Genomic DNA, 25,182 nt, shown 5'->3' with positions numbered 1-25,182 from the left:
CCTCGGGCGGTGGCGGCGGCCCGTGGCCGTGCCGGCGCGCCGCGCGCGGGAGGACGCGGGGCGGCGCCGCCGCGGCCCCGGCCGCGGGAGCAGCGCCGCCGAGACCGATGGAGGTCTTCAGGGCGCGCAGCTCGACCGGCGTGAGCGCCCGGAACTGGCCGGGCCGGAGCCCCTCGACGGTCACGCCGCCGAACTCGGGCCGGTAGAGCCGCTGGACGAAGAGGCCCACCGCCTCGCACAGCCGCTTCACGAGGTGGAAGCGCCCCTCCCCCACCACCACGCGGATCCAGACGTTCTTCTCGGCGTGCTCGTGGGGGACCGCCTCGAGGGCGCGGGCGGGCCCGTCCTCGAGGCGCACGCCGGCCACCATCCGCTCGAGCGCGCCCGGCGGCGGCTCGCCGCGCACCTTCACGAGGTAGGTCCGGCGGTGGCCGTAGCGCGGGTGCGCGAGCCGGTTCGCGAGCTCGCCGTCGTCGGTGAAGAGGACCGCCCCCTCCGCGTCGTAGTCGAGCCGCCCGACCGAGAACACGCGCTCCTTCACGCCGCGCAGGTACTCCAGCGCGGTGGGGCGGCCCTCGGGGTCGGACGCCGTCGTCACGCAGCCGGGCGGCTTGTAGAGCAGGTAGTAGCTCTTCGTGTCGCGGCGCGAGACGAGCTTCCCGTCGACGGTGACGAGATCGCGCTCCGGGTCGACCCTCGACCCGAGCTGGGTCACCCGCTGCGCGTTCACCTTCACGCGTCCGGCGAGGATGAGCTCCTCCGCCTTCCGGCGCGAGGCGACTCCCCCCTCCGCGAGGAACTTCTGCAGCCGTACTCCGTCCCCGCCCTGGGCGCCGGTCACCGCTCCGCCTCCGGACCTTCGTCCTCTTCCTTCTTCTGCTTCTCTTCCAGCGTGGCCTGCACCGCCTGGCTCTTCTCGTCGGCCGCCTCGATGGCGCGCTCGAGCTCCTCGAGGGCCGCGTCGCTCTCCGCGCGCTTCGCCTCGAGCTCGGCGCGGAGCTTCTCGTCCGAGAGGTCGGCCACGATGCCCGAGATGCCGCCGTCCTGCGGCTCGGGCTGCTTCTCGACGATCTCGCGGTGCTCCTCGGAGAGCTCGTGGAACTCGCGCAGCGTCGGCAGCGAGGCGAGGTCCTTGAGCGCGAAGAACTCGAGGAACTCCCGCGTCGTGCCGTACAGCATCGGGCGCCCGGGCTCCTCCTTCTTGCCGAGGATCTTGATGAGCTTGCGCTCGAGGAGCGCCTTCACCACCGCCCCGCAGTCGACGCCGCGGATCTCCTCGATCTCGGGGCGCGTGACCGGCTGGCGGTAGGCGATGATCGCGAGCGTCTCCAGCGCGGCGCGGGTGAGCCGCTGCGGCTTCACCTTGAGCCAGCGGCGCGCGAAGGCGGCGTTGTCCGGCGAGCTCCGCAGCTGCCAGCCCCCCGCGACCTCGTGCAGCACGATCCCGCAGACGCCCTCGCGATAGTGGCCGGAGAGCTTGTCGAGGGCCTTCTCGACCCGCTCGACGTCGATGCCGGTCGCCTGGCGCAGCTCCTCCGAGGAGAGCGGCCGCTCGGCGAGGAACAGCAGGGTCTCGAGGATGGTCCGCACGCGATCGGCGCTGAGCCGCTTCGCGGCCGCCGCGAGCTTCTCGAACGGCTCCTCCTTCTCCTCGTCTGAGCCGGGGGCGTCGATGGCGGCCGACTCGACCTCCTCGAGCTCGGGGTCGCCGGCCTTCGCCTCCTCCGCGGCCTGCATCGCCTGGAGCTCGGCCTCGGACAGCCCGCCCGCGCGCGCGCCGGCCCGAGCCGGCGTCTCGGCCGGGGACGCCGGCGGCGCGTCCGGCGTTCCACCGGCTCGCTCCGCCGCAGCCTCACCCGGCTGCGCCTCCGGCCGGGCTGCGAGCTCCGCCGTCTCCGGGGCCGGCGCGCTCGGCTCCCCCTCCGCGGCGGGCGCCGCGCTCGGGGTCGTCGGGTCGTCGTGATCCACGGTCATCGATAGTCCTCTCCGCCGGGCGCGGGAACGTCGTCGCCGAGGGTGTCCTTCGCCTCGACGAGGATCTCCGCGCCGGGGCCCGCCTCGTCGAGCGGGGGCTGGAAGATCCGGACGAGCTTCAGCTTCGCCATCTCGAGGATCGCGAGGAACGTCGCGATCACGTCGGCGCGCGTGTGCCGCCGCTCGACCGGGCCGGAGAGGAGCTCCTCGAACGTGGCGCGGCGCTGCAGGCGCAGCACGTCGGCGACGCGCGCGATGGCGTCGGTGATGGTGAGGCGGTCGGTGACCACCTCGTGCGTGTGCTCGGGGCGCGCGTGCTTGAGCGCGCGATCGAGCGCCTCGATGAGCTTGAAGACGGAGACGTCGGCGAGCCCCTCGGGCCCTTCGGGCGCCTCGGAGCGCTCGACCCGCACCTTCCGGGCGAACACCGTGCGCTCGAGGATGTCGCGCTCGCCGAGCTCCTCGCCGGCGGCCTTGTACTTCTGGTACTCGAGCAGCCGGCGCACGAGCTCCGCGCGCGGGTCCACCCCGACGTCCTCCGCGCCGGGCGCGTCCTCGGCGACCTCGGTCCTCGGCAGGAGCAGCTTCGACTTCATCAGCATGAGCTGCGCCGCCATGTGGAGGAACTCGCCGGCGATGTCGATGTCGAGCTCGCGCATCGCCTCGAGCGTGGCGAGGTAGCTCTCCGTGATCTGCGCGATGGGGATGTCGAAGAGATCGACCTCGTGCTCCTTCACGAGGTGCAGGATCAGGTCGAGGGGGCCCTCGAACGGCGGCTGTCCGGCGCGGAGCGGCGGGAGCGAGACCCGGAACGCGTCCGCCGCGGCGCGCGCGGAGGCCTCCTCCGTCGCCTGCTGGGCGCCGGCGGCCGCGTCGCTCTCCGGGTGGTGCCTGGCCATCGCGAAGGGACGCCCCCGTGCTCCTCAGGCGAGCTTCAGCTTCATCGCCGCGCGGACCTCGTCCATGGAGCGGGCCGCCACGGCGCGCGCCTTGGAGGTGCCGAGCTGGACGAGCGCGTCGACCTCCCCGGGCCGGGCGAGCAGCGCCTCGCGCCGCTCCCGCATCCGCTCCTGCTCGGGCAGGAGCTTCTCGAGGAGCTTCTTCTTGCAGTCGACGCAGCCGATCCCCGCGCTGCGGCAGTTCACGTCCACCCAGGAGATGGTCTCCGCGTCGCTCGTCACCTTGTGCAGGTAGAAGATCCCGCAGACGTCCGGGTTGCCCGGATCCTGGCGGCGCTTGCGCGCCGGATCCGTCACCATCCCCATGATCTTCTTCGTCGTCGACTCGGCGCTCTCGCCGAGGTCGATGGTGTTCCCGTAGCTCTTCGACATCTTCCGCCCGTCCGTGCCGAGGATCTTCGGCGCGGCGGTGAGGAGCGGCTGGGGCTCGGGGAACACCGGCCCGTAGTGGTGATTGAACCGGCGGGCGATCTCGCGCGAGAGCTCGAGGTGCGGGACCTGGTCCACGCCCACCGGCACCCGCGTCGCCTTGTACAGGATGATGTCGGCGGTCATGAGCACCGGGTAGCCCAGGAAGCCGTAGAGGGCGAGATCGCGATCGGTGATGTTCTCGCGCATCTCCTTGTACGACGGCGAGCGCTCGAGCCAGCCGAGCGGCGTGATCATGCCGAGCAGCAGGTAGAGCTCGGCGTGCTCCTTCACCTCGCTCTGCACGAAGATCGTCGCCTTCTCCGGGTCGACGCCGGCGGCGATGAAGTCGACGAACATCTCCCGCTCGGCGGGCTTGATGATCGCGGTGTCGTGGTAGTTCGTCGTGAGCGCGTGCCAGTCCGCGCTGAAGAAGAAGCAGGTGTTCTCCTCCTGCAGCCGCACCCAGTTCGCGAGCGCGCCGTGGAGGTGGCCGAGGTGGAGGCGGCCGGTGGGCCGCATGCCGCTGACGACGATGGGGCGCTGTTCGGACATCGGACCTAGGTGGCGATCGAGAGGGTCAGCTGCTGGAGGAGCCCGAAGACGAACACGACGGGCGGGTAGATGAGCCCGCGTCCGAAGACGATGAGGCCGAGGAGGATGAACGGCGAGAACCGCGCGAACTGCTCCCAGGCCGGCCGGAAGCGGTACGGCATGAGGTTCTCGGCGACGTGGCTGCCGTCGAGGGGCGGCACGGGCAGGAGGTTGAAGATGGCGAGCCCGGCGTTCACGATCATGAGCCGCTGCAGGAGCTCGAGCGCGCCGCCGCCGGGCCGGACCGTCTCCGGGGAGAACCGGAAGACGAGGCCGAGCGTGATGGCGGCCAGGGTCCCGAGGAGCAGGTTCGAGAGCGGCCCCGCCGCGCTCACGATGATGTCCCCGGTCGACTGCCGGACGCTCTTGCGGAACCGCGCCGGGTTCACCGGCACGGGCTTCGCCCAGCCGATGGGCGCGCCGAGGAGCGGCAGGAGCAGCGTCCCGATGGGATCGATGTGCGGCACCGGGTTCAGGGTGAGTCGGCCGAGGCGTGCCGCCGTGTCGTCCCCGAGCCGCCAGGCGGACCACGCATGGAAGAACTCGTGGAACGTCAGGGAGAGCAGGAGCACGATGAGGTTCAGCACCCGCTCGAGGATGAGGGCGTTGTCCAACCTAAAGCCTCGCAGGGAAAGGGGGTTCTTTAGCAGCACGAGGGGGGCCGGTCAACGCGGACGACGGCCGCTCGCCCCCTCGGAGCCGGGGCGCGCGCGGGCGGCGCGGCCGCCTCAGGCCCGCGGGTGGAAGCGGTCGTACAGCCGCTTCACGTGGCTGCGATCCACGTGCGTGTAGATCTGCGTCGTGGAGACGTCCGCGTGGCCGAGCATCGCCTGAACCGCGCGCAGGTCCGCCCCGCCCTCGAGGAGGTGGGTCGCGAACGAGTGCCGGAGCTTGTGGGGCGAGACGCGGCGCCGGATGCCCGCGGCGCGGGCGTAGCGCCCGAGCAGCTTGGCGAAGCCCTGTCGCGTCATCCGGCCTCCCCGCGGCGTGACGAAGAGGTCCTTGGAGCGGCGCCCGCGCAGGAGCCGCTCGCGGGAGACCGCGAGGTACGCCTTCACCGCGTCCGCCGCCGGCGCGCCGACGGGCACGATCCGCTCCTTGTTCCCCTTCCCCCGCGCGACGAGCACCCGGGTCTCGAGGTTCACGTCGTTCACGCCGAGCGACACGAGCTCGGAGACGCGCAGGCCGGTCGCGTAGAGGAGCTCGAGCATGGCCCGGTCGCGCAGGCCCGCCGCGCCGCGAGGATCGGGCGCCGCGAGGAGCCGCGCGATCTCCTCGTGCGAGAGGAGCTCCGGCAGGCGCCGGCCCGGCGCCGGGGAGTCGATCTCGTCCGCGGCGTCGAGCGGGGTCAGCCGCTCCGCGAAGAGCAGCCCGTGGAGCGAGCGGATCGCCGAGAGCGCCCGCGCCTGCGAGCGCGCCGAGAGCCCGCGGCGGACCAGCTCGCCGAGGTGGGCCTGGATCTCGGCCCGGCCGACCCGCTCCCAGGCGGTGACGCCGAGCGCGTCGAGGTGCTCGACGTAGCGTCGGAGGTCGCGCAGATACGCCTCCACGCTGTTCTCGGCGAGGCCCTTCTCGACGCGGACGTGCGCGATGAACAGGTCGAGCGCGGGCTCGAGCGGGGACATGGCGCGACGATAGCGCGGGGCGACCGCGGGTCCAGTTCGCGTCCCTCGACCTCGCGCTGCCGCCGGCGCGGCGGCGCCGCGGTGGGACGAGCGGCCGACGCACCCGCCTCAGGCGAGCAGGTCCGAGACGTCGCCCTTGCCGACGCGGAGCACCCGCGGCTCGGCGCCGGAGAGCTCGATGACCGAGGACGGCTCGTTCGGCTTGTAGCCGCCGTCGAGCACGAGCTCGAGGCCGTGCCCGAGCTTCTCCTTGATGTCGTGCGCGTCGATGAGCACCTCGCCGTCCGGGGTCGCGGCCGAGGTGGAGATGAGCGGGTGGCCGAGGCGCCGGACGATCTCGAGCGCGATGGGGCTGTCGGGGATCCGGATGCCGACGGTCTTCTGGCGGCGCAGGACGAGGTCGGGCACGAGCCGCGTCGCCGGGAGGATGAACGTGTACGGCCCGGGCACCTTGCGGCGCAGCACGCGGTAGGCGGCGTTGTCGACGATCGCGTAGCGCGCGATCTCGGCGAGGTCCTGGCAGATGAAGGACAGCTCGTGCGAGCGGGGCAGCTGCTTCAGCTGGTAGATCCGCTCGATGGCGCGCTTGTCGAAGAGATCGCAGCCCAGCCCGTAATAGGTGTCGGTCGGGAAGGCGAGCAGCCCGCCGGACGAGAGCACCGAGACCGCCCGCTCGACCACGCGGGGCTGGGGGTGCAGCGGATCGATCTCGACGATGGGGGCGACCGGCATGGGCGCCTCCTTTTCTAGCAGCTTTCCGCAGTCGGTGGGAGGTTCGGGACGCCCCACCTTTCCAGCGTCCCGTGCGTGGCCGCGCACTGTCAGCAAAAACGAGCACGCCCGCCCGGGATCCCCGGACGGGCGCCTCGCGGCGTCGCCGCCGCGCTCGACTCCTAGCCGACCTCAGCCGCGGGACTTCCCGCGCTCGATGAGCTCGCGGACCTTCTGCCCGCCCTTTCGGCCGATCTCCTCGTAGAACGAGTGACCGCGCTCGTCCCGGACGGCGATGCCGCCCTTCCGTCCCGCCTCCGACACCGTCATCCCGCGGCGACCCTCTTCCGGCTCGCCGCGACGCGCGCCCTTCTCTTCGTCCGCCATCGTACCCCCCTCAAGAGCACCTCATCGGTGCGTCAACGCTCGCCGCCCGTGTGACCGGCGCCGGCGTCCTCCTCCGCCCCAGCCTTCCCCTTCTCGATGAGCTCGCGGACCTTGTGGCCACCCTTCCGGCCGATCTCCTCGTAGAACGGCGTCCCCCGCTCGGCCTTGATCGTCTCGCCGCCCTTCTTCCCGATCTCCTCGTAGAAGCGGGGCCCGCGCTCGGCCTTGACGGTGTCGCCACCCTTCTTGCCGATCTCCTCGTAGAACTTGCGACCGCGCTCGGCCTTCACGGTCTCGCCGCCCTTCTTCCCGATCTCCTCGTAGAACTTGCGGCCGCGTGTCTCGCGGACGCGCACGCCGCCCTTGCGACCGGCCTCCGAGACCGTCATCGCTCCCTTGCTGCCGCCCTTCTTCTCCTCAGCCATTTGTCGCCCCCATCCAGTCAGGAACAATGTGGTCGCTGGCCACGCGCCGGCGCAGCGCCCGACCGAGCACGTGCTCGGCGATGGCCTCCGCCATGTCGAGGCCCGTGGCCTCGAGGATCCCCTGCCAGCTGGGGTTCCCGTTCACCTCGATGACGGTGGGCCCTTCGGGTCCCACCACGACGTCGACGCCCGCGTAGTCGAGCCCGATGGCCGACGCCGCAGCCTCGGCCACCGCGGCGAGCGCGGACCCGAGCGGCACCGCCTCGGCCCGTCCCCCGGTGGCCACGTTCGTTCGCCAGTCCCCGGGTGGCGCGTGCCGCTCGATCGCGGCGCGTGCGCGCCCCCCGACCACGAACACCCGGACGTCGCGTCCGGGATGAGGAACGTAGCTCTGGAGGTAGACCGCGCCCTCGCGCGCGAGCCGGTCGCGGAGCACCGCCCTCCCGGCGGCGTCCGCGCGAACCCGCTCGACCCCGTCCCCGAGCGAGCCTGCGATGGGCTTCACCACGGCCTCGCCGAGCGCCGCGAGCGCGCCCTCCGCGCCGCGCGCGGTCTGCGCGACCGCGGCGCGGGGCGTTCGCACCCCGGCGCGCGCGAGGAGCCACGACGTCCTGAACTTGTCCTGCGCGGCGAGGAGCGGGTCGATGCGGTTCACGACCACGGCGCCGCTGTCCTCGAGCGCGCGGTAGATCTCGAACTGCACGTCGGCGTCCCCGGCGCGGCCCATCCCCCGCGCGAGCACGAAGGCATCGAAGGCCTCGGCCTCACGCCCCTCCGCAGTCACCGTCACGCCGCCGTCCCTGTCCACGATCGCCGCGAGCTCCGCTGGATCGATCACCGCCGCCTCGCCGTGGCGAGCGCAGGCGCTGACGAGCCGCTTGCTGTGCCAATCGTCCTCGGGCCAGGCGGTCACGATCCCGATTCGGATGACATCGTTCATGCGACGCTTGCTTCCCTTCCCCTACCCCGACCGCCCGCGCAACACGGTGTCCACGCCCGGCCGGCCGGACAAGAGCGCGCCATCCCGCATCTTTTCGGTGGTGCCCGACTGAGCCCCGCCGCGCTCCCCAGGGAGGACGCGAGCGACGTCTCGCCGAGATCGCGCGCCCGGAGGGCGGCGCAGATGGGCTCCGCGTCGGCGCCTAGGGGAAAGGCCCGGAGCCCTGCTCGGGCCGGGCCAGCGCCGCGGTCAGGGCGGCGACCACGCGGGCGGCGCGCTCCCCCTCGAGCGGCCTACCGTCGGGCGTGCGGACGTAGAAGGCGTCGGACGCGCGGTGCCCCTCCGTCGCGATCCGGGCGAGATCGACGGAGAGCTCGAGGTCGAAGAACGTGCGGGCGAGCGTGTGCAGGAGGCCCACGCGATCGGCGGTGAACACGTCCACGACCGAGTGCGTCCGTGCGCTGTCGTTGTCGATGACGATCTTGGTGGGCACGCGTGGCAGCGGCTTCTCGGGGAGCGAGGAGGCGCGCAGGCGCCGCGCGAGCAGCGCGTCGAGCGACTCCTCTCCCGCGAGCACGCGCGCGAGATCGCCGCGCGCCCCGCGCCAGCGCGCCGGGTCGACCGCGCCCTCCTCCGGTCCGCGCAGCTCGAACACGTCGAGCGCGCGCCCGGCGAGCCACCCGAGGCCCGGGTCGTCCGCGGACGAGAACACCTCGGCGGCCTGGATGTCGATCCGGTGCGCCGCGAGGACGCCGGCGACGGTCGCGAGGAGGCCCGGCCGATCGCGCGCGGCGAGGGACAGCTCGGAGTAGCCGAGCGCCGGGTGGTGGCGGAGCGCCGTCGCGACGGGCAGGTCCCGCCCGCGGCGCAGGAGCCGCAGGTGGCGCGGGGCGAGCGCGGGGTCCACGGTGACGAAGTAGCGCGCCGGCATGGCCTGGACGAACCGGGCGTGCTCCGCGTCGGCCACCCCCGCGCGTGCGAGCAGCGCGGCGGCGACGCGCTCGCGGCCCGCGGCCTCGGCGGTGCCGGGCTCCGGGCGGCGCTCGCCCTTCTCGAGCACCTCGCGCGTCTTCCCGTAGAGCTCGCGGATGAGGCGCGCCTTCCAGTCGGTCCAGGTGCGCGGCCCGACCGTCGCGATGTCCGCGTAGGTGAGGAGGTAGAGCTTGTCGAGCCGGTCCTTCGTCCCCACCTCCTCCGCGAAGGCGTGGATGAGGTCGGGATCCGAGAGGTCTCGCCGCTGGGCGATGGCGCTCATGCGCAGGTGCTTCAGGACGAGCCACTCGATGTCGGCGGCGTCGGCGGGATCGAGCCCCATCCGCACGCACGCCTCGGCGGCGATCTCCGCCCCCCGCGCCGAGTGATCCTTCCCGGCCCCCTTGCCGATGTCGTGGAACAGCGTCCCGAGGTAGAGCGCGAGCGGCCGCTGGACCGCGCGCGCGAGGTCGCCGAGGCCGTCCTCGCTCACGTCGCCGCAGCGCAGCGCGAGCAGGCGCCGCACCGCGAACAGCGTGTGAACGTCCACCGTGTACACGTGGTAGACGTCGATCTGCCGCCGCGCCGTCACCCGCGCGAACTCGGGCAGCACGCGGGGGAGGACGCCGATCTCGTGCATCTGCGTGAGGAAGCGCCCGCGCGTCCCGGGGCGCGTGAAGCACGCGAGCAGCTCCTGGTTCAGCTCCGGGTCGCTCGCCGCCTCCGGCGCGAGCTCCTCCGCCGCCTGCCTCGCGAGGTCGCGGGCGTAGGGGTAGAGATCGAGCTGCTCGCGGTCGGCGGTCGCGAAGAGGCGCACGAGCGCGGCGGGGGACCGCCGCAGGACGTCGGTGTCCACCACCGTGAGCCGCCCGCGGAACACCTTGAACTCCCCGCCCGGCAGGAGCCGCTCCGACGCGCGCGGCGGCCGCCCGCCCAGCACGGGCACCGCGAGCTCGGCGCCGAGCGTGGCGGCGGGAGGCGGCACCATGCGCCAGCCCATCGCGGCCTGCGGCTCGAGGCAGCGATCCACGATCGCGTCGCTCGCGACGAGGACCGTCTTCGCCGCGAGGTAGTAGTGGCGCATGAACTCCTCGACGGCCGAGCCGTGCTCGGGGTCGAGGTAGCCCATCGCCCGCGCCACCTCGGGCTGGACGTCGAAGGTGAGCTGGTCCCACTTGCGGCCCGCGAGGTAGTGCATCTCGTTGCGGACCCGCCAGAGGAAGTCGCGGGCGCGCCGCATCTCGCGGATCTCGCGCTCGGGGAGGAGCGCGCGCGCGAGGAGCTCCGTGATCCCGGCGACCTTGAAGCGGACGCGGGCGAGCCAGAGCGCGGACTGGAGGTCCCGCAGCCCGCCCTCGGACTCCTTCACGTTCGGCTCGAGGAGGTAGATCGAGTCGCCGAAGCGCTCGCGCCGCGCGCGGATCTCGTCGAGCTTGTCGGCGAGGAACTTCTCCACCTTCTGGGCCGAGAGCCCGTGCAGCTCCTCGCGCTCGAGCTCCGTGTACAGGGCGCGGTCGCCCGCGAGCCAGCGCAGATCCAGGAGCGCGGTGCGCGCGGTGTGGTCCTGGGTCGCGAGCTCGTCGCAGGCGCGGAGGTCGCGCACGCCGTAGCCGACCTCGAGCCGGAGGTCCCAGAGCGCGTAGAGGAACCGCTCGCTCGCGGCCTTCACGAAGGCGTCCGGCTCCCCGGGGCCGTGCAGCACGAGGAGGTCGAGATCGCTGTGCGGCGCGAGCTCGCGGCGGCCGTATCCCCCGAGCGCGACGAGCGACACCGGCGAGGGCGCCTCCGCGTCCCGCGCCGCGGCGCAGGCGCGCTCCCACAGCGCCGTGACGATCCGGTCCATGGCCGCGCTCTGGAGGCGGACGACGGTGTGGCCGCTCCCCCCTGCGCGGTGCACCTCCTCGACGAACCGGCGCTGCGCGGCGAAGTCCGCCTTGACGTCGCCGGTGAGCGCCGGGAGCTCGGCGAGGCGGGCCTCGAGCTCGAACGGCGCCGCGGCCGGCAGGGTCGGGTGGACTTCGGGCGGGCGCATCACGCGAATATAGCCGGGCGGCGGCTCACCGCACGGCGGCGACCCGCGCCTCGCTCCGCGCGAACGCCGTCACCGCCCGCGTGATGCCCCAGGCGACCTCGTCCTGGTAGCCGGCGGACGCGAGGCGCTGCTCCTCGAGGCTGTTCGAGATGAAGGCGGTCTCCACCAGCACGGCCGGCATGCGCGCCCCGAGGAGCACGTAGAAGAGCGCGCTCTTCACCCCGAGGTCGCGCACCTCGCCGACGCGCGCCCGGACGCCCGCCGTGAGCTCGCGCTGCACGAGCCCGGCGAGCCGCTCCGAGGCACCGGCGCTCGCCTTCGCGTCGAGATCCGTGAGGATCCGCCCGACGTCCCCGGCGCCCCGGTCGGACGGGTCCATGCCGTTCTCCCGCGCCGCGAGCCGCGCCGCGTAGCGGTCGTCGGCGACGTTGAGGAAGTAGGTCTCGACGCCGCTCCGGTTGCGGCGCGGGTGCGCGTTCGCGTGGATCGACACGAACAGGTCGCCGCCGGCGGTGTTCGCGATCGCGGTGCGCTCCTCGAGCGCCAGGTACCGGTCGTCCTTGCGGGTGAGCACGACCTCGAACCCCTCGGCGCGCAGCCGGCTGGCGAGCCGCTTCGCGATCGCGAGGGTCACCTGCTTCTCGCGCACGCGGCGCGGGCCGATGGCGCCCGGATCGTGCCCGCCGTGCCCGGCGTCCACCACGATCCGCCGGATGCGCGTGGGCAGGTCGTGCTCGGGCGCGCGCTCGACCCGCGCGAAGGACGCGGGCCGCGGCGTGGGCCGCCCCGTCGCGGCGGGAGGCGGCTCGGGCGCAGGGTGCGCCGGCTCGGCGGGCGGCGGCGCCTCGGCGACGCTCCGGCGGGCGGAGACCGTCCCCACGTCCACGATGAGGCGCGGCGGGTCGTCGAGGCCGAACAGCTGCACGCGATCGCTGCCGGGCAGGTCGAGCACGACGCGGACCGTCTCCGCGTCGTTCTGCGCGGCGCGCACGCGCTCCACCCGCTCGCCCGAGACCGGCCGCGCCAGCGCGCGCCCGGCGAGCGTGGCGGGGCGGAGATCCACCGCGAGCCGCCGCGGGAGGCCGACCGCCGGGGCGAGCTCGAGCTTCTGCCAGCCCACCCAGTGCGACAGGTAGATGGCGACGCGCGTGTAGTCGTCGGTCGACCAGGTGCGCACCTCGGTGACCCGCGCGCGCCCTTCCCCGCCCGACTCGCCGAGGGCGAGCGCCGGGGCGGAGCTCGCGCCGGTCAGGTCCGCCAGCGCCGCGTCGAGCGCGGGATCGGGCTCGGAGTCCTGGGGCGCCTCCTCGGGCGCGGGCGACGGGGCGGCGCCGGGGCCGCGCGCCGGCCTCGGCGCGGGGCGATCGTCGCCCGCCTCGCGGCGGATGGCGGCCTCGAGCTCGCGCGCCTCGCGGGAGCCGAGCTTCGCGGCGCGCCCCGCGTTGAGCAGGGCCTTCTCGCGGTCCGCCTCGTCGGCCGACCAGCGGTAGAGCGCGTAGCGTGCGCGGGCCGCCTCGAGGAACGCCGGCGCCCGGTCCTTCCCCTTCGCCTCGCGGACCAGCCCGGCGATGGCGCGCTCCCAGTGGTGCCGGTAGCGGCGCTTCCCTCGGTCCTGCGTGAGCGCGCGCATGGAAGCCTTCGCGCGCTCGAGCCCGCTCTGGCTCGCGCGCGGCGCGACCCGCGCCTTGGAAGCGTTGCGCGCCTTCGCGGGGGTGCGGGCCTTCGCCGGAGCGCGGGCCGCGCGCGCGGCCGGCTTCACGGAACGCGACGCCGCCGCGGGCTTGGCGCGGTGCGTCGCGGCAGAGGTCCCTTGCGGGGCCGCGAGAGCGAGGAGGAGGAGGGCAAGCGACCCGCGGCCCATGAGACGAGCAGTCTCCGCGACGCCGATATCGAGGTCCACTTTTCGGCCACCCGGCCCCGCCGTGGGGCGCTGTCCCACCGCCTCGCCGCGGCGTAGGATCGTGTCTCCATCCCCTTTCCTTCGCGGAGGTGTCCCTTGGCCAATCCCAAGCGCGTGGGCGTCGTGCTCGCCGGCTGCGGCTTCCTCGACGGGGCCGAGATCCAGGAGGCGACCTGCACGCTGCTCTCGCTCGATCGCCGCGGCGCCGAGCTCGTGGCGGCGGCGCCCGACGTGGAGCAGATGCACGTCGTCGACCACCTGCGCCAGGCGCCGGCCGAGGGCGAGCGCCGCAACGTGCTCGCCGAGTCCGCGCGCATCGTCCGCGGGCGGATCCGCGATCTCGCGACCCTCTCCGCGAAGGACCTCGACGCGCTCGTCTTTCCCGGCGGGTTCGGCGTGGCGAAGAACCTCTGCTCGTTCGCGGTCGAGGGGCGCGCGATGCGCGTGCTGCCCGAGGTCGAGCGGCTCGTTCGCGAGATGCGGGCCGCGTCGAAGCCGATGGGCTTCATCTGCATCGCCCCCGTGATCGCGGCGCGCGTGCTCGGCGCGGACGGCGTGCAGGTCACGATCGGAAACGACCCGGACACCGCCGCGGCGATCGCGTCCTGGGGCGCGCGCCACGTCGAGCGGCGCGTGGAGGAGATCGCGGTGGACGATCGGCTGAAGGTGGTATCGACGCCTGCCTACATGCTCGGCCCCTGGATCTCCGGGGTCGCCGCCGGGATCGACAAGCTCGTCTCGGCGGTGCTGGAGATGGCCTGATTCGAGCGCGTGCAGAGCAGGCCGGAGAGGGCCCTCTCGTGCAAGTGAGACGCAATCTCAATCGACCAATATGGGCGGTTACGACCCCACGCAATTGTGGCTCGGGATCGTGAATATCGAGTAGGCTCCGCCGTCCCTAAGCCGGGCGGGCTGGTCCGCCCCGATCTCAGGAGCACGACAAGTGACCAAGTTCCTCGCTGCGCTGTTCGCCGTCGTCGTTGCCACCGCCACGTTCGCCGCCGACACCGGCCCCGACTCGATCACCCTCGAGGCCAAGAACGGCAACATCACCTTCCCCCACAAGGCGCACCAGGCGAAGCTGAAGTGCGAGACCTGCCACGCGACCGCCGCGGGTGGCAAGATCGAGGGCTTCGGCAAGGAGAAGGCCCACGGCACCTGCGTCGAGTGCCACAAGAAGGAGGCGAAGGGGCCGACGAAGTGCGCGGAGTGCCACAAGAAGGCGTAACGCGCTCGCCGAGTCGTTCGCAGTGACGAGGGGCCGGGAAACCGGCCCCTTTCATTTTGTGCGGCAGGATCCGGCTCCTCGGGCTGCGGCGGCCCGTCGCGCGCCGACAAACCGCAGAGACCCGTGACCGATGGTCGCTCTACATTGCGACGCCACGCCGCGGCGGGATTCACCCGTCGTGCATGCGAACACGAGAGGTCATGCAGATGAAGATCCGGATCGTTTCGCTCCTCGCCGCCGTCCTCTTCGCGGGTGCCGCCTTCGCGGCCGACGCGCCGGCCGCGCCGGTCACGCTCCAGGCGAAGAACGGGAACGTCACCTTCAACCACAAGACGCACTCCGCCCAGAAGTGCGAGGCCTGCCACGCGACCGCCGCGGGCGGCAAGATCGAGGGCTTCGGCAAGGACAAGGCTCACGCCCTCTGCGTCGAGTGCCACAAGAAGGAGGCGAAGGGCCCGGCGAAGTGCGCGGAGTGCCACAAGAAGGCGTAGCGCGCACCTAGCTCCAGAGATCGCAGTCAGGCGCTTAGGGACGGAGGGGCCGCGAGAGCGGCCCCTCTTTTTTTTCGCAGGCGCGGCCGCCGCGGAGCCCGGGTGCGATCGGGTCGCGTCGCGAGGCGCGCGACGGCGCGGCCAGCGAGCGTGCGCCGCAGGTCGACGGGGCTCCGCCTCAGCGGTTCCCGAGCTTCGCGCGCCAGGCCGCGAGGAGGTTCAGCGCGTCGAGCGGGCGGAGCGTGTCCGGCTCGGCGGCGCGGAGCGCGGCGGCGATCTCGAGGAGCGCCGGGTCCACCGGCGCCGGGGGCGGCGCGAACAGGCCGAGCTGGCTCTGCGGCTCCGCGCGCCTCGCCTTCCGCCCGCGGGCGAGCGCCGCGTGACCGCCCTCGTCGACCTCGAGGGCCTCGAGGTTCTTCAGGATCTCCCGCGCGCGCGCGAGCACCGCGGCCGGCAGCCCGGCGAGCTTCGCGACCTCGATGCCGTAGCTCCGCGACGCCCCGCCCTGCACGAGCTTGCGGAGGAACACCACCTGATCGCCGACCTCGCGCACGGCGACGGTGAGGTTCCGGACGGCGGGGCGCTCGCGGGCGAGGTCCTGCAGCTCGTGGTAGTGCGTCGCGAACAGCGTGCGGCAGCCCACCTCGTCGTGCAGGTGCTCCGCGACCGCCCACGCGATGGAGACGCCGTCGAAGGTGGACGTGCCGCGGCCGATCTCGTCGAGCACCACGAGCGAGCGGCGCGTCGCGTTGTGGAGGATGGCGGCGGTCTCGGTCATCTCGACCATGAACGTCGAGCGGCCGCGGGCGAGGTCGTCGGACGCGCCCACCCGGGTGAAGATCCGGTCGACGATGCCCACCCGCGCCCGGCGCGCCGGCACGAACGAGCCCATCTGGGCGAGCAGCGTCACGAGCGCCGCCTGGCGCATGACCGTGCTCTTGCCCGCCATGTTCGGCCCGGTGATGACGTGCAGCGCGCCGAGCCGCTCGCAGTCGGGGGCGCCGCGCGAGGCGACGAGCACGTCGTTCGGGACGAACGCGGCCGGCCCCTCCGGGAGCACCGCCTCCACCACCGGGTGGCGGCCGTCGACGATCTCGAGCACCTCCGAGCCGTCCACCTCCGGCCGCGCGTAGCCGCGCTCCGCCGCGACGCGCGCGAGCCCGAGCAGCGCGTCCGCGGTGGCGGCCGCGTCGGCGGCCGTGCGGATGCGCGGCGCCGCCTCGATGACCCGCTGGCGCAGCTCCTCGAAGAGGCGCGCCTCGATCCCGAAGCGGCGCTCCTCGGCGGTGAGCACCGTCTCCTCGAAGCGCTTCAGCTCCGGGGTGACGAACCGCTCGCCGCCCACGGTGGTCTGGCGCCGCTCGTAGTCGGCGGGCACCGCGTGCAGGTTCGCCTTCGTGACCTCGAGGTAATAGCCGAAGACCTTGTTGAAGCGGACCTTGAGCGAGCCGATCCCGGTCCGCTCCTTCTCGCGCGCCTCGAGGCGGGCGATGAAACCCTTGCCGTCCTCGGCGACGGCGACGATCTCGTCGAGCTCGGGCGAGAAGCCGCGCCGGATGAGCCCGCCCTCCTTCAGCGTCGCCGGCGGCTCCTCGGCCACCGCGCGATCGAGGTGAGCGCCGAGCTCCTCGAGGCCGCGCAGCCGCTCGCCGGCGTCGCGCAGCAGCGCCGCGGCTCTCGCGCCGAGGAGCGCCGACAGCGCCGGCAGGGCCAGCAGGGCGCCGGCGAGGGCGCGCAGATCGCGGGCGTTCCCCTGCCCCAGCACGAGGCGCGACAGGAGCCGCTCCGCGTCGGCGACCGGGCGGAGCGCCGCCGCGACGTCCTCGCGCGCCACCGACGAGCCCGCGAGCTCCTCGACGGCGTCGAGGCGCGCGTGGATGGCGGCGAGCTCGGTGAGCGGGTAGCGGAGCCACTCGGCGAGGCGCCGCCCGCCGGGCGCGGTGACGCTCCGGTCGAGGAGGGCGAGCAGCGAGCCCTTCTTGCGGGCCCCGGCGAGGGTCCGCTCGAGCTCGAGGTTCGTGCGCGTCGCCTCGTCGAGGAGGAGGACGTCGTCGGTGCGCAGGCGCGACAGGCGATCGACGTGGCGCGGCGCCGCGCGCTGGGTGTCCGCGAGGTAGGCGAGCGCGGCCGCCGCCGCGGCGAGGCCGAGCGGCTCGCCGCCGACGCCGAACCCGTCGAGGCTCGCGACGCCCAGGTGGCGCCGGAGCTTCTCCTCCGCCCGCTCGTAGTCCGCCGCCGGCCGGCGCGCGGCCGGGACCGCGACCGCCCGCAGGACGCGCTCGACGCGGGCGTCGTCCGCGCCGAGCGGCAGCACGAGCTCGCGGACGCCCGCACGCCGGAGCTCGTCCACGAGCCGCGCGTCGTCGGGCACCTCGCCGCACTGGAGGTGACCGGTCGAGGCGTCGAGGAGCGCGAGCCCCGAGCGGCCCTCGCCGAGGGCGACCACGCCGAGGTAGCTCGCCTCGCGCGGATCGAGCACCTGGTCGTCGAACACCATGCCCGGGGTCACGACGCGCGTGACCTCGCGCTTCACGATCGCCGACTTCCCCGGCTCCTCGACCTGATCGCAGATGGCGACCTTGAAGCCCTTCTCGAGCAGCTTCGCGACGTAGCCGCGGGCGGCGTGGTGCGGCACGCCGCACATCGGCACCTTGTCGTCGCCCTTCGAGCGCGCGGTGAGCGTGATCTGCAGCGCCTCGGAGGCGGTGACCGCGTCCTCGAAGAAGAGCTCGAAGAAGTCGCCGAGCCTGAAGAAGAGGAGCGCGTCCGGGTACCTCGCCTTCGTCTCGAGGTACTGCCGCATCATCGGAGTGGCCTGGGCGATCTCCGGCATCGGGCCGTGGGTTCTACCACGCGGGGCCGACCCTGCGCGCGGCGCCGCGCGCGCCGCCGGACCCGCACGCCGCGTGGCGAGGCCTTGATCGCGGTGCTACAGTCCGCCCCGTCTCATGCTCGAGCGAACCCTCCAGGATCTGAACCGGCTCCGCCAGATCGCCTATGCGGTCGCGCGGCATGGCTTCGGCTCCTACCTCGAGAAGACGCGGCTCCGGGACGTGCTCGGGCGCGACGCCCCGCCGGTGGAGGGCACGCCGCCGCCGCCGCCGGACCACAAGACCGCCGCGCGGTTCCGCCAGCTCCTCGCCGAGCTCGGGCCCACCTTCACGAAGCTCGGGCAGCTCCTCTCGACCCGGCCGGACGTGCTCCCGTCCCACTGGATCGAGGAGCTCGAGTCGCTGCAGGACGACTGCCCGCCGCTGCCCATCGCCGAGGTGCTCCACCAGATCGAGCGCGGCCTCGGCCGCGGCGTGGAGGAGCTGTTCGCCTCCCTCGACGAGGTGCCGCTCGCGAGCGCCTCGATCGCGCAGGTGCACCGGGCGGTGACGCACGCGGGGGTGCCGGTCGTCGTGAAGGTGCAGCGCCCGAGGATCCGCGAGCAGATCGAGTCCGATCTCGCCCTCCTCCACTACCTCGCGCGCCTGCTCGAGGCGGTCGTGGAGGAGACCGGCATCTACACGCCGACCGGGATCATCGAGGAGTTCGACCGCACCGTCCACGAGGAGCTCGACTTCGGCAACGAGGCGGGGAACGCGCGGGCGATGCGGGACGCCGCCGAGGGGCGCGAGGTCGTCGTCATCCCCCGCGTCCACGCGGAGCTCTCCTCCTCCACCATCCTCACGCTCGACTACGTCGACGGGACCAAGATCTCCGACGTCCGCGCCGAGGACGGCCACGATCTCGAGCAGGTCGCGAAGAACGTCATCGAGACCGCGTTCCGGCAGCTCTTCGAGGACGGGCTCTTCCACGGCGACCCGCACCCGGGGAACGTCCTCGTCCTCGCCGACGACCGGATCGCGCTCATCGACTTCGGCCTCGTCGGCCGGCTCACGCGCCAGCAGCAGGAGTCGCTCGTCACGCTCATCGTGGCGGTGGCGCTGCGCGACCCGGACACCGTGGCGCGGCTCCTCAACCGCATCGGCGTCCCGGACGCGCGTACCCCCATCACCGAGTTCCGCGAGGACATCCGCGGGATCCTGGACCGCTACCTCGGCCTCAAGCTCGACGAGATCCGGACCGCGACCCTGCTCCGCGATCTGCTCGATCTCGCGATCCGCCACCGGATCCGGATCCCGAAGGAGTACGCCGTCCTCGCCAAGGCCGCGATCACGATCGAGGGGATGATCCGCCGGCTCTACCCGAAGCTCGACGTGCTGGAGGTGGGGCTGCCCTACGCGAAGGAGCTGCTCCTCTCGCGCTTCAACCCTTCCGACGCCTCCGGCGTCCTCATGAAGTCGCTCCTCAAGCTGCAGGGGCTCGCCGAGGACGTGCCGAGCCAGCTCAGCCAGATCCTGGTCGATCTCGAGGCCGGCAAGTTCCGCGTGAACGTCGCGGGCGAGGCGATGGACCGGATCGGCGGCCAGGTCCGGGCGCTCGGGGTGATGGTCTTCCTGGGGCTCCTCGCGGCCGGGCTCACCGTGGGTGGGCTCGTGGTGCTCGCGAGCCCCTCCGCCCACGTCCTGGGATGGGCCGCGCTCGCCGGCTCGGTGCTGCTCTCCGCCGCGGCCGCGGGGTACCACGTCGCGACCGTGCGGATGAAGAAGATCTCGATCCGGCAGCTGCTGCGGCGCTGACTCGGGAGCCGGCGCCGGTCAATCGCGCGCGTCGGCGCAAACGAGCGCCGCGAGGGTCCCGAGCCAGGCCAGGTCCACCAGGGCGGCGACGCCTGCCGCGGCGACGGCGAGCATGAGGTTCGGCCCGGCGAGCAGGAGCGCCGGCGCGTCCTTCACGAGGCCGGTCGCGGCGCCGCCGAACGCCTCCACCGTCGCGGGCGCGAGCGACGCGACGAAGCCGAAGACCATCGCCGCGAGCACGAACGTCCCGGGGCGGGCGAGGAACCGGCGCACCGCGGAGGCGAACGCCCGCGCCGGGCCCTCCGCGCGCAGCGCCGCTCGGGCGACCGCCGCGTCCGCCACGACCGAGAGCGCGAGCGGCACCGCGATCGCGAGGGTGAGCGCCCCGGCGACCGCCAGGGCGAGCACCGCCGACCCGTTTCCCCCCGCGGCGTGGAGCGTGATGCGCAGCGCGCCGAGGGCGAGCGTCAGCGCGAACAGCCCCGCGGAGAGGTCCAGGACGAGCCCCAGCAGCGACGCGGCGAGCACCCGCGGCGTGCCGTAGGCCACCCCTGCCGCGAAGCGCGGCGTGCCGCCCTCCCCCACCGCGGCGCCCGCGAGCGTCGGGAGCGCTCCCGCGAGCCAGACGCCGCGCAGCGCCGCCCCGCAGAGCACGCCCGCGAGCCACAGGCCGCCGACGAGCGCCAGGAACCGCGGCGAGCTCGCGGTCGCGGCCGCGCCTGCGAGCGCGGCGCCGGGATCGAGCGGCCGGTGCGAGAGAGCGAGCAGCGCGCCGCGGGCGAGGAGCGCCCAGGCGACTGCCAGGGCGGGCCAGGTGAGCACGCGCCGCGCGATCGCGACGACGAGCCCGGGCGCGAGGAGCCAGGCCTGGCGGCGCAGCGCGGAGAGGCCGAGGCCGAGGGCGGCGCCGAAGGTCGGGGGCACGCGCGGACGGTATCCGCCGCGCGCCGCGCGGGCAACCGCGTGGCCGGGTTCTTGCCTTCTGAACGTGGGGACAGTATACCGGTGTTCAGTCCAGCTCGAGGAGGACCGATGGACGCGTTGACGGACCGGCAGCTCGAGGTGCTCCGCTTCATCGCCCGGCAGATCGAGGAGTGTGGCTACCCCCCGACCATCCGCGAGATCGGCGAGGCGCTCGACATCCGCTCGACGAACGGCGTCAACGACCACCTGAAGGCGCTCGAGCGCAAGGGCTACCTCACCCGCGATCCCGTGAAGTCGCGCGCGCTGATCCCGACGCCGCAGGCCCGCGAGGTGCTCGGCGGCGAGGTCGGCGCGCGCACGTCCAACGTCGTCCCCTTCACGCGCACCCCCGCCTCGGCCCTGAAGCCCTCCGGGCGCCTCGTCGAGATCCCGATCATCGGCCGCGTCGCCGCCGGCCAGCCGATCCTCGCGCAGGAGCGCGTCGAGGACACGGTGCAGGTGGACTCGTTCCTGCTCGGCACGAACAAGAAGGTGTACGGCCTGCGCGTGCAGGGCGACTCGATGATCGGCGACGGGATCCTGCCCGGCGACTACATCTTCGTGAAGAAGCAGCTTCACGCGCAGGACGGAGAGATCGTGGTCGCCATGATCGACGAGGAGGCGACCGTGAAGCGCGTCTACTTCGAGGGCGACCGCGTGCGGTTCCAGCCCTCGAACCCGCGCATGGCGCCCATCTACGTGCGCGCGTCCGACTTCCGCACGACGATGATCCTCGGCGTCGTCGTGGGCGTCTACCGCAAGCTCGGCTGATCGCAGGCCGGGCGCCCGCCTGATCCGAGGGCGTCGCCGCCACCGTGGCGGCGGCCGCGGGGCCGTCCGTTTGCGGCCCACGTGGTGCTGTGCGGGTCGGCTTACCTCCCCCCACCTCTGCGCCTATCTTGCCGCTGAGTCCGGACCGGAATTCCCGGCCGGCGAGTGGATCCGTAGGGAGGGAGGCGAGGATGGCGAAGGTGAACCCCCGGCTCGACGCGGCGCGGACGGCGTACCGGGAGGCCCTCGAGGCCGCCCGTGCCACCCCGTCTGCGGAGACGTGGGCCCGGCTGCTCGCAGCCGGGAAGGAGCTGTCGGCGGCGTCGGAGCCACCGCCGCGGAGCCGGCGAGGCCGGAAGCCCGCGGCTCGCGTCGAGGAGCCGTCCGGGCCGGCCCCGGACCTGCCGAACCTGGAAGGCGTCGAGTAGCGGCCCCGCCGAGCAGGGATGGGGCGGGGACGCAGTCCCCGATCATGTTCGGTGCCGAGAGGGGCGCCGGGTGCGGTGGGCCGAGGGGCTCGCGGCGCCCGGCGCCTCGTCTCGTCAGGAGCGCGTCTTCGCCTGGCGGACGTAGCGGTCGAGGTCCTCGCGGTCGATGAGCGAGAGCACCTCGATCGCGTTCTGTCTCTCGCCCCGCCGGTAGAGGAGCCGCACGTCGGTCGCGACGCGCACCCGGTAGTAGCCCGGGAGCCCCTCGAGCGGGAGCGCGCGGAGGCTCGGGTGGCGGTGATCCTGCGCGAGCAGGTTCGCCTGCTTGAAGGCCGCGCGCTGGATGCGCCGATCCCAGCCTTGCAGGGAGTCGTAGAACTCGCGCGTGTAGACCGGCATGAGCCACGAGGCGGGCGCGTCCTCGGGCTCGTCGGCGCCCTCGGGCTGCGCGGACGCGGCGCCCGACGCCGGCCGCTCCGCCTCCGCGCGCGCCCGCGCCTCGCGGAGCGCGGCCTCGAGCTCGCGCTCCCGCTCCTCCTGGCGCGCGAGCTTCGCCTCGAGCGCTCCCGCGCGCGCCTCGAGCTCCCGCGCCGCGGCGCGGGCCCGCTGCGCCTCCGCCGCCGCGTCGGTGGCGCGCACCGCGGCGAGCTCCGCGTCGGATCGCTCCCTCGCGCGCTGCGCCGCCTCCATGGCCTCCCGCGCGCGCGCCGCGTCGTCCACCGCCTGCGCCGCCCGCGCCCGGGCGTCCTTGAGCCACTCCTGGAGCTTGTCGCGCTGCTCCTCGGCCTTCTTCCTCCCCGACTCCACGCGCGCCCGCGCCTCGGCGAGCTCCTTCTCGAGGGTCGCGACCCGCGCGGCGAGATCCGGGCCCTCCTCGCGCGGCGCCGCCTTCGCCGCCCCTCGCCCCTCTGCCTCGGGGAGCGGGCCGTAGTACTCCTTCACGAGCTCGTCGAGGAGCGGCGCCGCGCGCGCGCGGACGTCCGCGGCGGGATCGGCGAGCACGCGCCAGAGCGCGAGCGTGAGGCCGTGGTCCGAGGCGCCCGTGGTGAGGAGATCGTCCGCCGCGGGCGCGTCGAGGGGCGTCCGGGCGAGGGGCGGCGCGCCGAACGCCTTGCGGAGCGCGTCGAGGACGCGCGCGCGCGTCGCGGGGCGGGCGCGGACCTCGTCCGCGAGCACGTCGCTCCGCTCCACGTCCGAGAGCGCCTCGGTGCGGAACCCGGGCACCGACAGCCCGAGCTCCTTCACGAGCGCGCGCGTCTCCTCCGGGAGGAGCGCGACGTAGAGGAACACGGAGAGCGCGTCGCGCGAGAGCTCCTCGAGCGGCGCGTCGCCGCCCGGATCCGGGAGCGCGGGAGCCTTCCGGCGGGGCGGCGCGCGCTTCCGCCCCGTCGCCGCCTCGCCCTTGCTCTTGCCCTTGCCGCTCGCCTTCCGCGTCGTCACGGCGGGCCTAGGGCGCGGGCGCCGCGGCCTCGCGCACCTCCGCCTGGAATACGGCGCCGGGCGGGAGCTTCCACGCGTCCGGGATCGGGATCTGCGCCTGGAACGTGGCGGGCCGGACGGCGCCGCTCGCGCCGCGGACGTCGGTCTGGATCTCGAGCTGGACGGTGGCGGCCTCGCGCGGGAGGAGCTCCACCCACCAGGTGCCGAAGATCGCGCCGGGCGGGAAGTCGTCCTGGAACCGCTCCGGGTCCGCGAGCTTCTGGTAGGGCTCCCCGCCGCCGCTCATCTCGCCGTAGGGCTTGCCGGCGGGGTCGAGCAGGTGGAAGGCGATGCGCCGGAACGCCACCGGCACGACGCTCCGCACGACGGTGCGCTCCCCGCCCCGCTCGCGCTCGAGGAACCGCGGGCTGCCCCACAGCGCGAAGTCGATGCGGAGCCCGGGCGCGCCGCCCTCCGGCGGCGTCCCCGGCTCGACGGCGAGCAGATCGAGGCGGAGCCCCTCGGCGAGCATGGACTGGACGGGCGCGTAGCGGCCCTCGCGCAGCAGCGCGAGCCGGCCGTCGGCGTACTTCTGGAAGTCCTGGAGCTGGGAGCGATCCTTCTCCTCGAGCTTCCCCTTGCGGTCGCCCGCGGCGGCCTCGACGCCCGTCGGGCGCGCCGGCTCGGAGGGGTGGCGGTTGCGGATCGCCTGCAGCTCGTCGAAGTACCAGCGCGACAGGGCGGCGATCTCGTCGCGCCACTCGGGCAGCCGGTCGGCGGGGATGGCGCGCGCCGCGCCGGCACGCTCGGAGAAGTCGCGCTTCAGGCGGGCGCGCTCGAGCCGCGCCTCGTAGGCGTCGGCCTTCTCGCGGGAGCCGGTGAACAGGAAGGCGATCGCGAGCACGGCGAGCCCGATCGGCACCGCGACGAGGAAGAGCTTCTTCATGGGTTCACTCCGAGCCGGAGACGAGCGCCTCGACGCTCCGCAGCCCGGTACGATCGATCTCGTACACGTAGGCGCGCGCGCGGCGGATCGGCTCGTCCGCGACGCGCGAGGCGGAGCCCGCGCAGAGGACCGGCGTCGCGCCGGCGGCGCCGGGCAGGTCCACCCGGAACGCGATGTGACGGTGGCCGTGCAGCACGGCCGCCACGGGGAGCTCCGCGACGAGCCGGACGATCTGATCGGCGTCCGCGAGCGGCATGCGGGCGACGTGGGCGTCGGAGGGGACGCGCTCGGGAGGGAGGACGACGTGGTGGTGGAAGGCGAGGACCACGGCGCGTCCGAGCTTCGCGTGCTCGCGGACGATCTCCCGCGCCGCGCGGAGCTGGTCGCCGCCGAGGCGGCCGGGGGTCGTCCACGGATCCTCGCCCCAGCGCGCGCTGTCGAGCGCGACGAGCACGGCCGCGTCGCCGAGCGGGACGACGTGCGGGTAGCTCGGCGCCGCCTTCTTCATGCCGAGCCCGTCCGGCCCGAGCGCGCGCAGGAACCGGGCGGTCTCGACGGAGTCCTCGGTCCAGAGATCGTGGTTCCCCGGCACGACCGTCAGCTTGCGCGCCTCGGCGAAGGGGCGCAGCAGGTCGGCGGCCCGCTCGAACTCGCGGGGCTCGCCCGAGAACGTCAGGTCGCCGGTGACGACGAGGTGATCGACGCCGACCTCGCGGAGGGCGTCGAGCAGCCCCTTCGCGAGGCGAGCGGAGTGCTTCTCGCAGTCTCGCGCCGAGAAGCCGTTGCGGGGATAGCGGCTTCGGTCGGAGACGTGGAGATCGCTGATGTGGCCGAGTCGGACGATGCGGCCTCCCGGGGCGGCGGCGATGCTATCGCAGCCCCGGCGCAGGTCAAACCTGCGACGGATCGGGGCGCGCGCCCTCCGCCACGCGCGGCAGGACGATCCGGAGCGTCCTCCCGCGCCCCGGCACCGCCTCGTCCTCCACCTGGCCGCCGTGCGGCGCGACGAGCGCGCGTGCGACCGCGGCCGCTCCGCCGTCGTCCGCCGCGGCGCCCCCCGCGATCTCCACCACCGCTTCGGAGCCACGTCGCCCGACACTCACCGCGATCTCCCCACCCCGCCCCGCACCGGCGCCCACCGCGCGGAGCGCCTCGCGGATCGCCGCTCGCAGCGGCCGGTCGTCGCCCATCGCGAGCGCGGGTTCGAGCGCGCTCCGCACTCGCACGCCCGGCGGCGGCGCCCACGCCGCGAGCAGATCGGCCACGAGCGGCGCGAGCTCCAGCGCGCGCGGCGCGCCGGCCGCCTTCTCCGCCGCGTCGTGCAGCGCGCCCACGCGGCGCGCGGCCTCCTCCCGCGCCGCGTCGAGCAGGGAGAGCTGCT

At 74.1% G+C, this 25,182-nt stretch carries 23 protein-coding genes and 1 pseudogene; 6 read left to right on the top strand and 18 right to left on the bottom strand.

Annotation, left to right across the window (positions count from 1 at the left end; translation table 11 throughout):
* The 12 genes from MNY60_RS18310 to MNY60_RS18255 all read right to left on the bottom strand — a co-directional run.
* The coding region (locus tag MNY60_RS18310; RefSeq protein WP_242361350.1) for a pseudouridine synthase at window positions 1-841 on the bottom strand (841 nt) is incomplete at its 3' end.
* On the bottom strand, window positions 838-1,974 hold the full coding sequence (scpB, locus tag MNY60_RS18305; protein ID WP_242340190.1) for an SMC-Scp complex subunit ScpB: 1,137 nt from the start codon (window positions 1,972-1,974) through the stop codon (window positions 838-840). The genes MNY60_RS18310 and scpB, both read right to left, overlap by 4 nt.
* Window positions 1,971-2,873 carry a ScpA family protein gene (locus MNY60_RS18300; protein ID WP_242361348.1) on the bottom strand — a complete coding sequence of 301 codons (903 nt, stop codon included), beginning with the start codon at window positions 2,871-2,873 and terminating at the stop codon, window positions 1,971-1,973. Before MNY60_RS18300 ends, scpB begins: the two co-directional genes overlap by 4 nt.
* 24 nt (window positions 2,874-2,897) lie before the next feature.
* Complete coding sequence (trpS, locus tag MNY60_RS18295) at window positions 2,898-3,896, bottom strand: tryptophan--tRNA ligase (RefSeq protein ID WP_242361346.1); 999 nt, start codon at window positions 3,894-3,896, stop codon at window positions 2,898-2,900.
* Window positions 3,897-3,901: 5 nt separating this feature from the next.
* Window positions 3,902-4,549: a site-2 protease family protein gene (locus MNY60_RS18290; protein WP_242340193.1), complete on the bottom strand. Its 648-nt coding sequence runs from the start codon at window positions 4,547-4,549 to the stop codon at window positions 3,902-3,904.
* A 114-nt stretch (window positions 4,550-4,663) separates the two neighbouring features.
* The gene (gene xerD / locus MNY60_RS18285) at window positions 4,664-5,560 is read right to left on the bottom strand and encodes a site-specific tyrosine recombinase XerD (protein WP_242340194.1); all 897 of its coding nucleotides are present in this window, start codon (window positions 5,558-5,560) and stop codon (window positions 4,664-4,666) included.
* 108 nt (window positions 5,561-5,668) lie between these two features.
* Window positions 5,669-6,292, bottom strand: a complete 624-nt coding sequence (locus MNY60_RS18280; RefSeq protein ID WP_242340195.1) for an L-threonylcarbamoyladenylate synthase — start codon at window positions 6,290-6,292, stop codon at window positions 5,669-5,671.
* Between the two features lie 171 nt (window positions 6,293-6,463).
* Complete coding sequence (locus MNY60_RS18275) at window positions 6,464-6,658, bottom strand: hypothetical protein (RefSeq protein WP_242340196.1); 195 nt, start codon at window positions 6,656-6,658, stop codon at window positions 6,464-6,466.
* A 32-nt stretch (window positions 6,659-6,690) separates the two neighbouring features.
* Window positions 6,691-7,083, bottom strand: a complete 393-nt coding sequence (locus MNY60_RS18270; protein ID WP_242340197.1) for a general stress protein B — start codon at window positions 7,081-7,083, stop codon at window positions 6,691-6,693.
* Window positions 7,076-8,023: a RimK family alpha-L-glutamate ligase gene (locus MNY60_RS18265; protein WP_242340198.1), complete on the bottom strand. Its 948-nt coding sequence runs from the start codon at window positions 8,021-8,023 to the stop codon at window positions 7,076-7,078. Before MNY60_RS18265 ends, MNY60_RS18270 begins: the two co-directional genes overlap by 8 nt.
* Before the next feature lie 202 nt (window positions 8,024-8,225).
* On the bottom strand, window positions 8,226-11,027 hold the full coding sequence (glnD, locus tag MNY60_RS18260) for a [protein-PII] uridylyltransferase (protein WP_242340199.1): 2,802 nt from the start codon (window positions 11,025-11,027) through the stop codon (window positions 8,226-8,228).
* 25 nt (window positions 11,028-11,052) lie between these two features.
* Window positions 11,053-12,657 carry an N-acetylmuramoyl-L-alanine amidase gene (locus MNY60_RS18255; RefSeq protein WP_242340200.1) on the bottom strand — a complete coding sequence of 535 codons (1,605 nt, stop codon included), beginning with the start codon at window positions 12,655-12,657 and terminating at the stop codon, window positions 11,053-11,055.
* 366 nt (window positions 12,658-13,023) lie between these two features.
* Here MNY60_RS18255 and elbB point away from each other — a divergent pair, with 366 nt between their 5' ends.
* From elbB to MNY60_RS18240, 3 genes are all read left to right on the top strand, one after another.
* On the top strand, window positions 13,024-13,689 hold the full coding sequence (elbB, locus tag MNY60_RS18250; protein WP_242361345.1) for an isoprenoid biosynthesis glyoxalase ElbB: 666 nt from the start codon (window positions 13,024-13,026) through the stop codon (window positions 13,687-13,689).
* A gap of 181 nt (window positions 13,690-13,870) precedes the next feature.
* Window positions 13,871-14,155, top strand: a complete 285-nt coding sequence (locus MNY60_RS18245; protein ID WP_242340202.1) for a cytochrome c3 family protein — start codon at window positions 13,871-13,873, stop codon at window positions 14,153-14,155.
* A 206-nt stretch (window positions 14,156-14,361) separates the two neighbouring features.
* A complete protein-coding gene (locus MNY60_RS18240) occupies window positions 14,362-14,646 on the top strand; it encodes a cytochrome c3 family protein (protein WP_242340203.1) in 285 nt (94 codons plus the stop codon).
* A 178-nt stretch (window positions 14,647-14,824) separates the two neighbouring features.
* Here the strand turns inward: MNY60_RS18240 and mutS are convergent, their stop codons facing one another.
* Window positions 14,825-17,479, bottom strand: a complete 2,655-nt coding sequence (mutS, locus tag MNY60_RS18235; RefSeq protein WP_242340204.1) for a DNA mismatch repair protein MutS — start codon at window positions 17,477-17,479, stop codon at window positions 14,825-14,827.
* A 115-nt stretch (window positions 17,480-17,594) separates the two neighbouring features.
* Here mutS and MNY60_RS18230 point away from each other — a divergent pair, with 115 nt between their 5' ends.
* Window positions 17,595-19,274 (top strand): AarF/ABC1/UbiB kinase family protein, encoded by a 1,680-nt coding sequence (locus tag MNY60_RS18230; protein WP_242340205.1) that lies wholly within the window; start codon window positions 17,595-17,597, stop codon window positions 19,272-19,274.
* Between the two features lie 18 nt (window positions 19,275-19,292).
* Here MNY60_RS18230 and MNY60_RS18225 read toward each other — a convergent pair whose 3' ends face one another.
* Window positions 19,293-20,198, bottom strand: coding sequence for a hypothetical protein (locus MNY60_RS18225; protein ID WP_242340206.1), 906 nt, complete (start codon window positions 20,196-20,198; stop codon window positions 19,293-19,295).
* Window positions 20,199-20,306: 108 nt separating this feature from the next.
* Here MNY60_RS18225 and lexA point away from each other — a divergent pair, with 108 nt between their 5' ends.
* On the top strand, window positions 20,307-21,008 hold the full coding sequence (lexA, locus tag MNY60_RS18220; RefSeq protein WP_242340207.1) for a transcriptional repressor LexA: 702 nt from the start codon (window positions 20,307-20,309) through the stop codon (window positions 21,006-21,008).
* Between the two features lie 191 nt (window positions 21,009-21,199).
* On the top strand, window positions 21,200-21,436 hold the full coding sequence (locus tag MNY60_RS18215) for a hypothetical protein (protein WP_242340208.1): 237 nt from the start codon (window positions 21,200-21,202) through the stop codon (window positions 21,434-21,436).
* A 114-nt stretch (window positions 21,437-21,550) separates the two neighbouring features.
* On the opposite strand, the gene MNY60_RS18210 is transcribed toward MNY60_RS18215, so the two are convergent.
* From MNY60_RS18210 to MNY60_RS18195, 4 genes and pseudogenes are all read right to left on the bottom strand, one after another.
* On the bottom strand, window positions 21,551-22,876 hold the full coding sequence (locus tag MNY60_RS18210) for a type II toxin-antitoxin system RelE/ParE family toxin (protein ID WP_242361343.1): 1,326 nt from the start codon (window positions 22,874-22,876) through the stop codon (window positions 21,551-21,553).
* Window positions 22,877-22,883: 7 nt separating this feature from the next.
* Entirely contained in the window at window positions 22,884-23,801 is a 918-nt protein-coding gene (locus MNY60_RS18205; RefSeq protein ID WP_242341553.1) for a hypothetical protein, read from the bottom strand.
* Between the two features lie 4 nt (window positions 23,802-23,805).
* Window positions 23,806-24,627, bottom strand: a complete 822-nt coding sequence (locus MNY60_RS18200; RefSeq protein ID WP_242341554.1) for a metallophosphoesterase — start codon at window positions 24,625-24,627, stop codon at window positions 23,806-23,808.
* Between the two features lie 64 nt (window positions 24,628-24,691).
* Window positions 24,692-25,182: pseudogene (locus MNY60_RS18195) on the bottom strand (hypothetical protein); the annotation flags it as partial.

The sequence above is a fragment of the Anaeromyxobacter sp. SG17 genome, from assembly GCF_022690695.1.
GTDB lineage: Bacteria > Myxococcota > Myxococcia > Myxococcales > Anaeromyxobacteraceae > Anaeromyxobacter > Anaeromyxobacter soli.
This window is presented reverse-complemented; position numbering and strand designations above follow the sequence as displayed.

Excerpts from the sequence above, each read along its gene's own strand:
- MNY60_RS18205 (WP_242341553.1), bottom strand. The coding sequence starts at position 23,801 with ATGAAGAAGCTCTTCCTCGTCGCGGTGCCGATCGGGCTCGCCGTGCTC.
- MNY60_RS18275 (WP_242340196.1), bottom strand. The coding sequence starts at position 6,658 with ATGGCGGACGAAGAGAAGGGCGCGCGTCGCGGCGAGCCGGAAGAGGGT.
- trpS (WP_242361346.1), bottom strand. The coding sequence starts at position 3,896 with ATGTCCGAACAGCGCCCCATCGTCGTCAGCGGCATGCGGCCCACCGGC.
- MNY60_RS18230 (WP_242340205.1), top strand. The coding sequence starts at position 17,595 with ATGCTCGAGCGAACCCTCCAGGATCTGAACCGGCTCCGCCAGATCGCC.
- scpB (WP_242340190.1), bottom strand. The coding sequence starts at position 1,974 with ATGACCGTGGATCACGACGACCCGACGACCCCGAGCGCGGCGCCCGCC.
- xerD (WP_242340194.1), bottom strand. The coding sequence starts at position 5,560 with ATGTCCCCGCTCGAGCCCGCGCTCGACCTGTTCATCGCGCACGTCCGC.
- MNY60_RS18265 (WP_242340198.1), bottom strand. The coding sequence starts at position 8,023 with ATGAACGATGTCATCCGAATCGGGATCGTGACCGCCTGGCCCGAGGAC.
- lexA (WP_242340207.1), top strand. The coding sequence starts at position 20,307 with ATGGACGCGTTGACGGACCGGCAGCTCGAGGTGCTCCGCTTCATCGCC.
- MNY60_RS18255 (WP_242340200.1), bottom strand. The coding sequence starts at position 12,657 with ATGCGCGCGCTCACGCAGGACCGAGGGAAGCGCCGCTACCGGCACCAC.
- MNY60_RS18300 (WP_242361348.1), bottom strand. The coding sequence starts at position 2,873 with ATGGCCAGGCACCACCCGGAGAGCGACGCGGCCGCCGGCGCCCAGCAG.
- mutS (WP_242340204.1), bottom strand. The coding sequence starts at position 17,479 with ATGCCGGAGATCGCCCAGGCCACTCCGATGATGCGGCAGTACCTCGAG.
- MNY60_RS18215 (WP_242340208.1), top strand. The coding sequence starts at position 21,200 with ATGGCGAAGGTGAACCCCCGGCTCGACGCGGCGCGGACGGCGTACCGG.
- MNY60_RS18240 (WP_242340203.1), top strand. The coding sequence starts at position 14,362 with ATGAAGATCCGGATCGTTTCGCTCCTCGCCGCCGTCCTCTTCGCGGGT.
- MNY60_RS18280 (WP_242340195.1), bottom strand. The coding sequence starts at position 6,292 with ATGCCGGTCGCCCCCATCGTCGAGATCGATCCGCTGCACCCCCAGCCC.
- glnD (WP_242340199.1), bottom strand. The coding sequence starts at position 11,027 with ATGCGCCCGCCCGAAGTCCACCCGACCCTGCCGGCCGCGGCGCCGTTC.
- MNY60_RS18270 (WP_242340197.1), bottom strand. The coding sequence starts at position 7,083 with ATGGCTGAGGAGAAGAAGGGCGGCAGCAAGGGAGCGATGACGGTCTCG.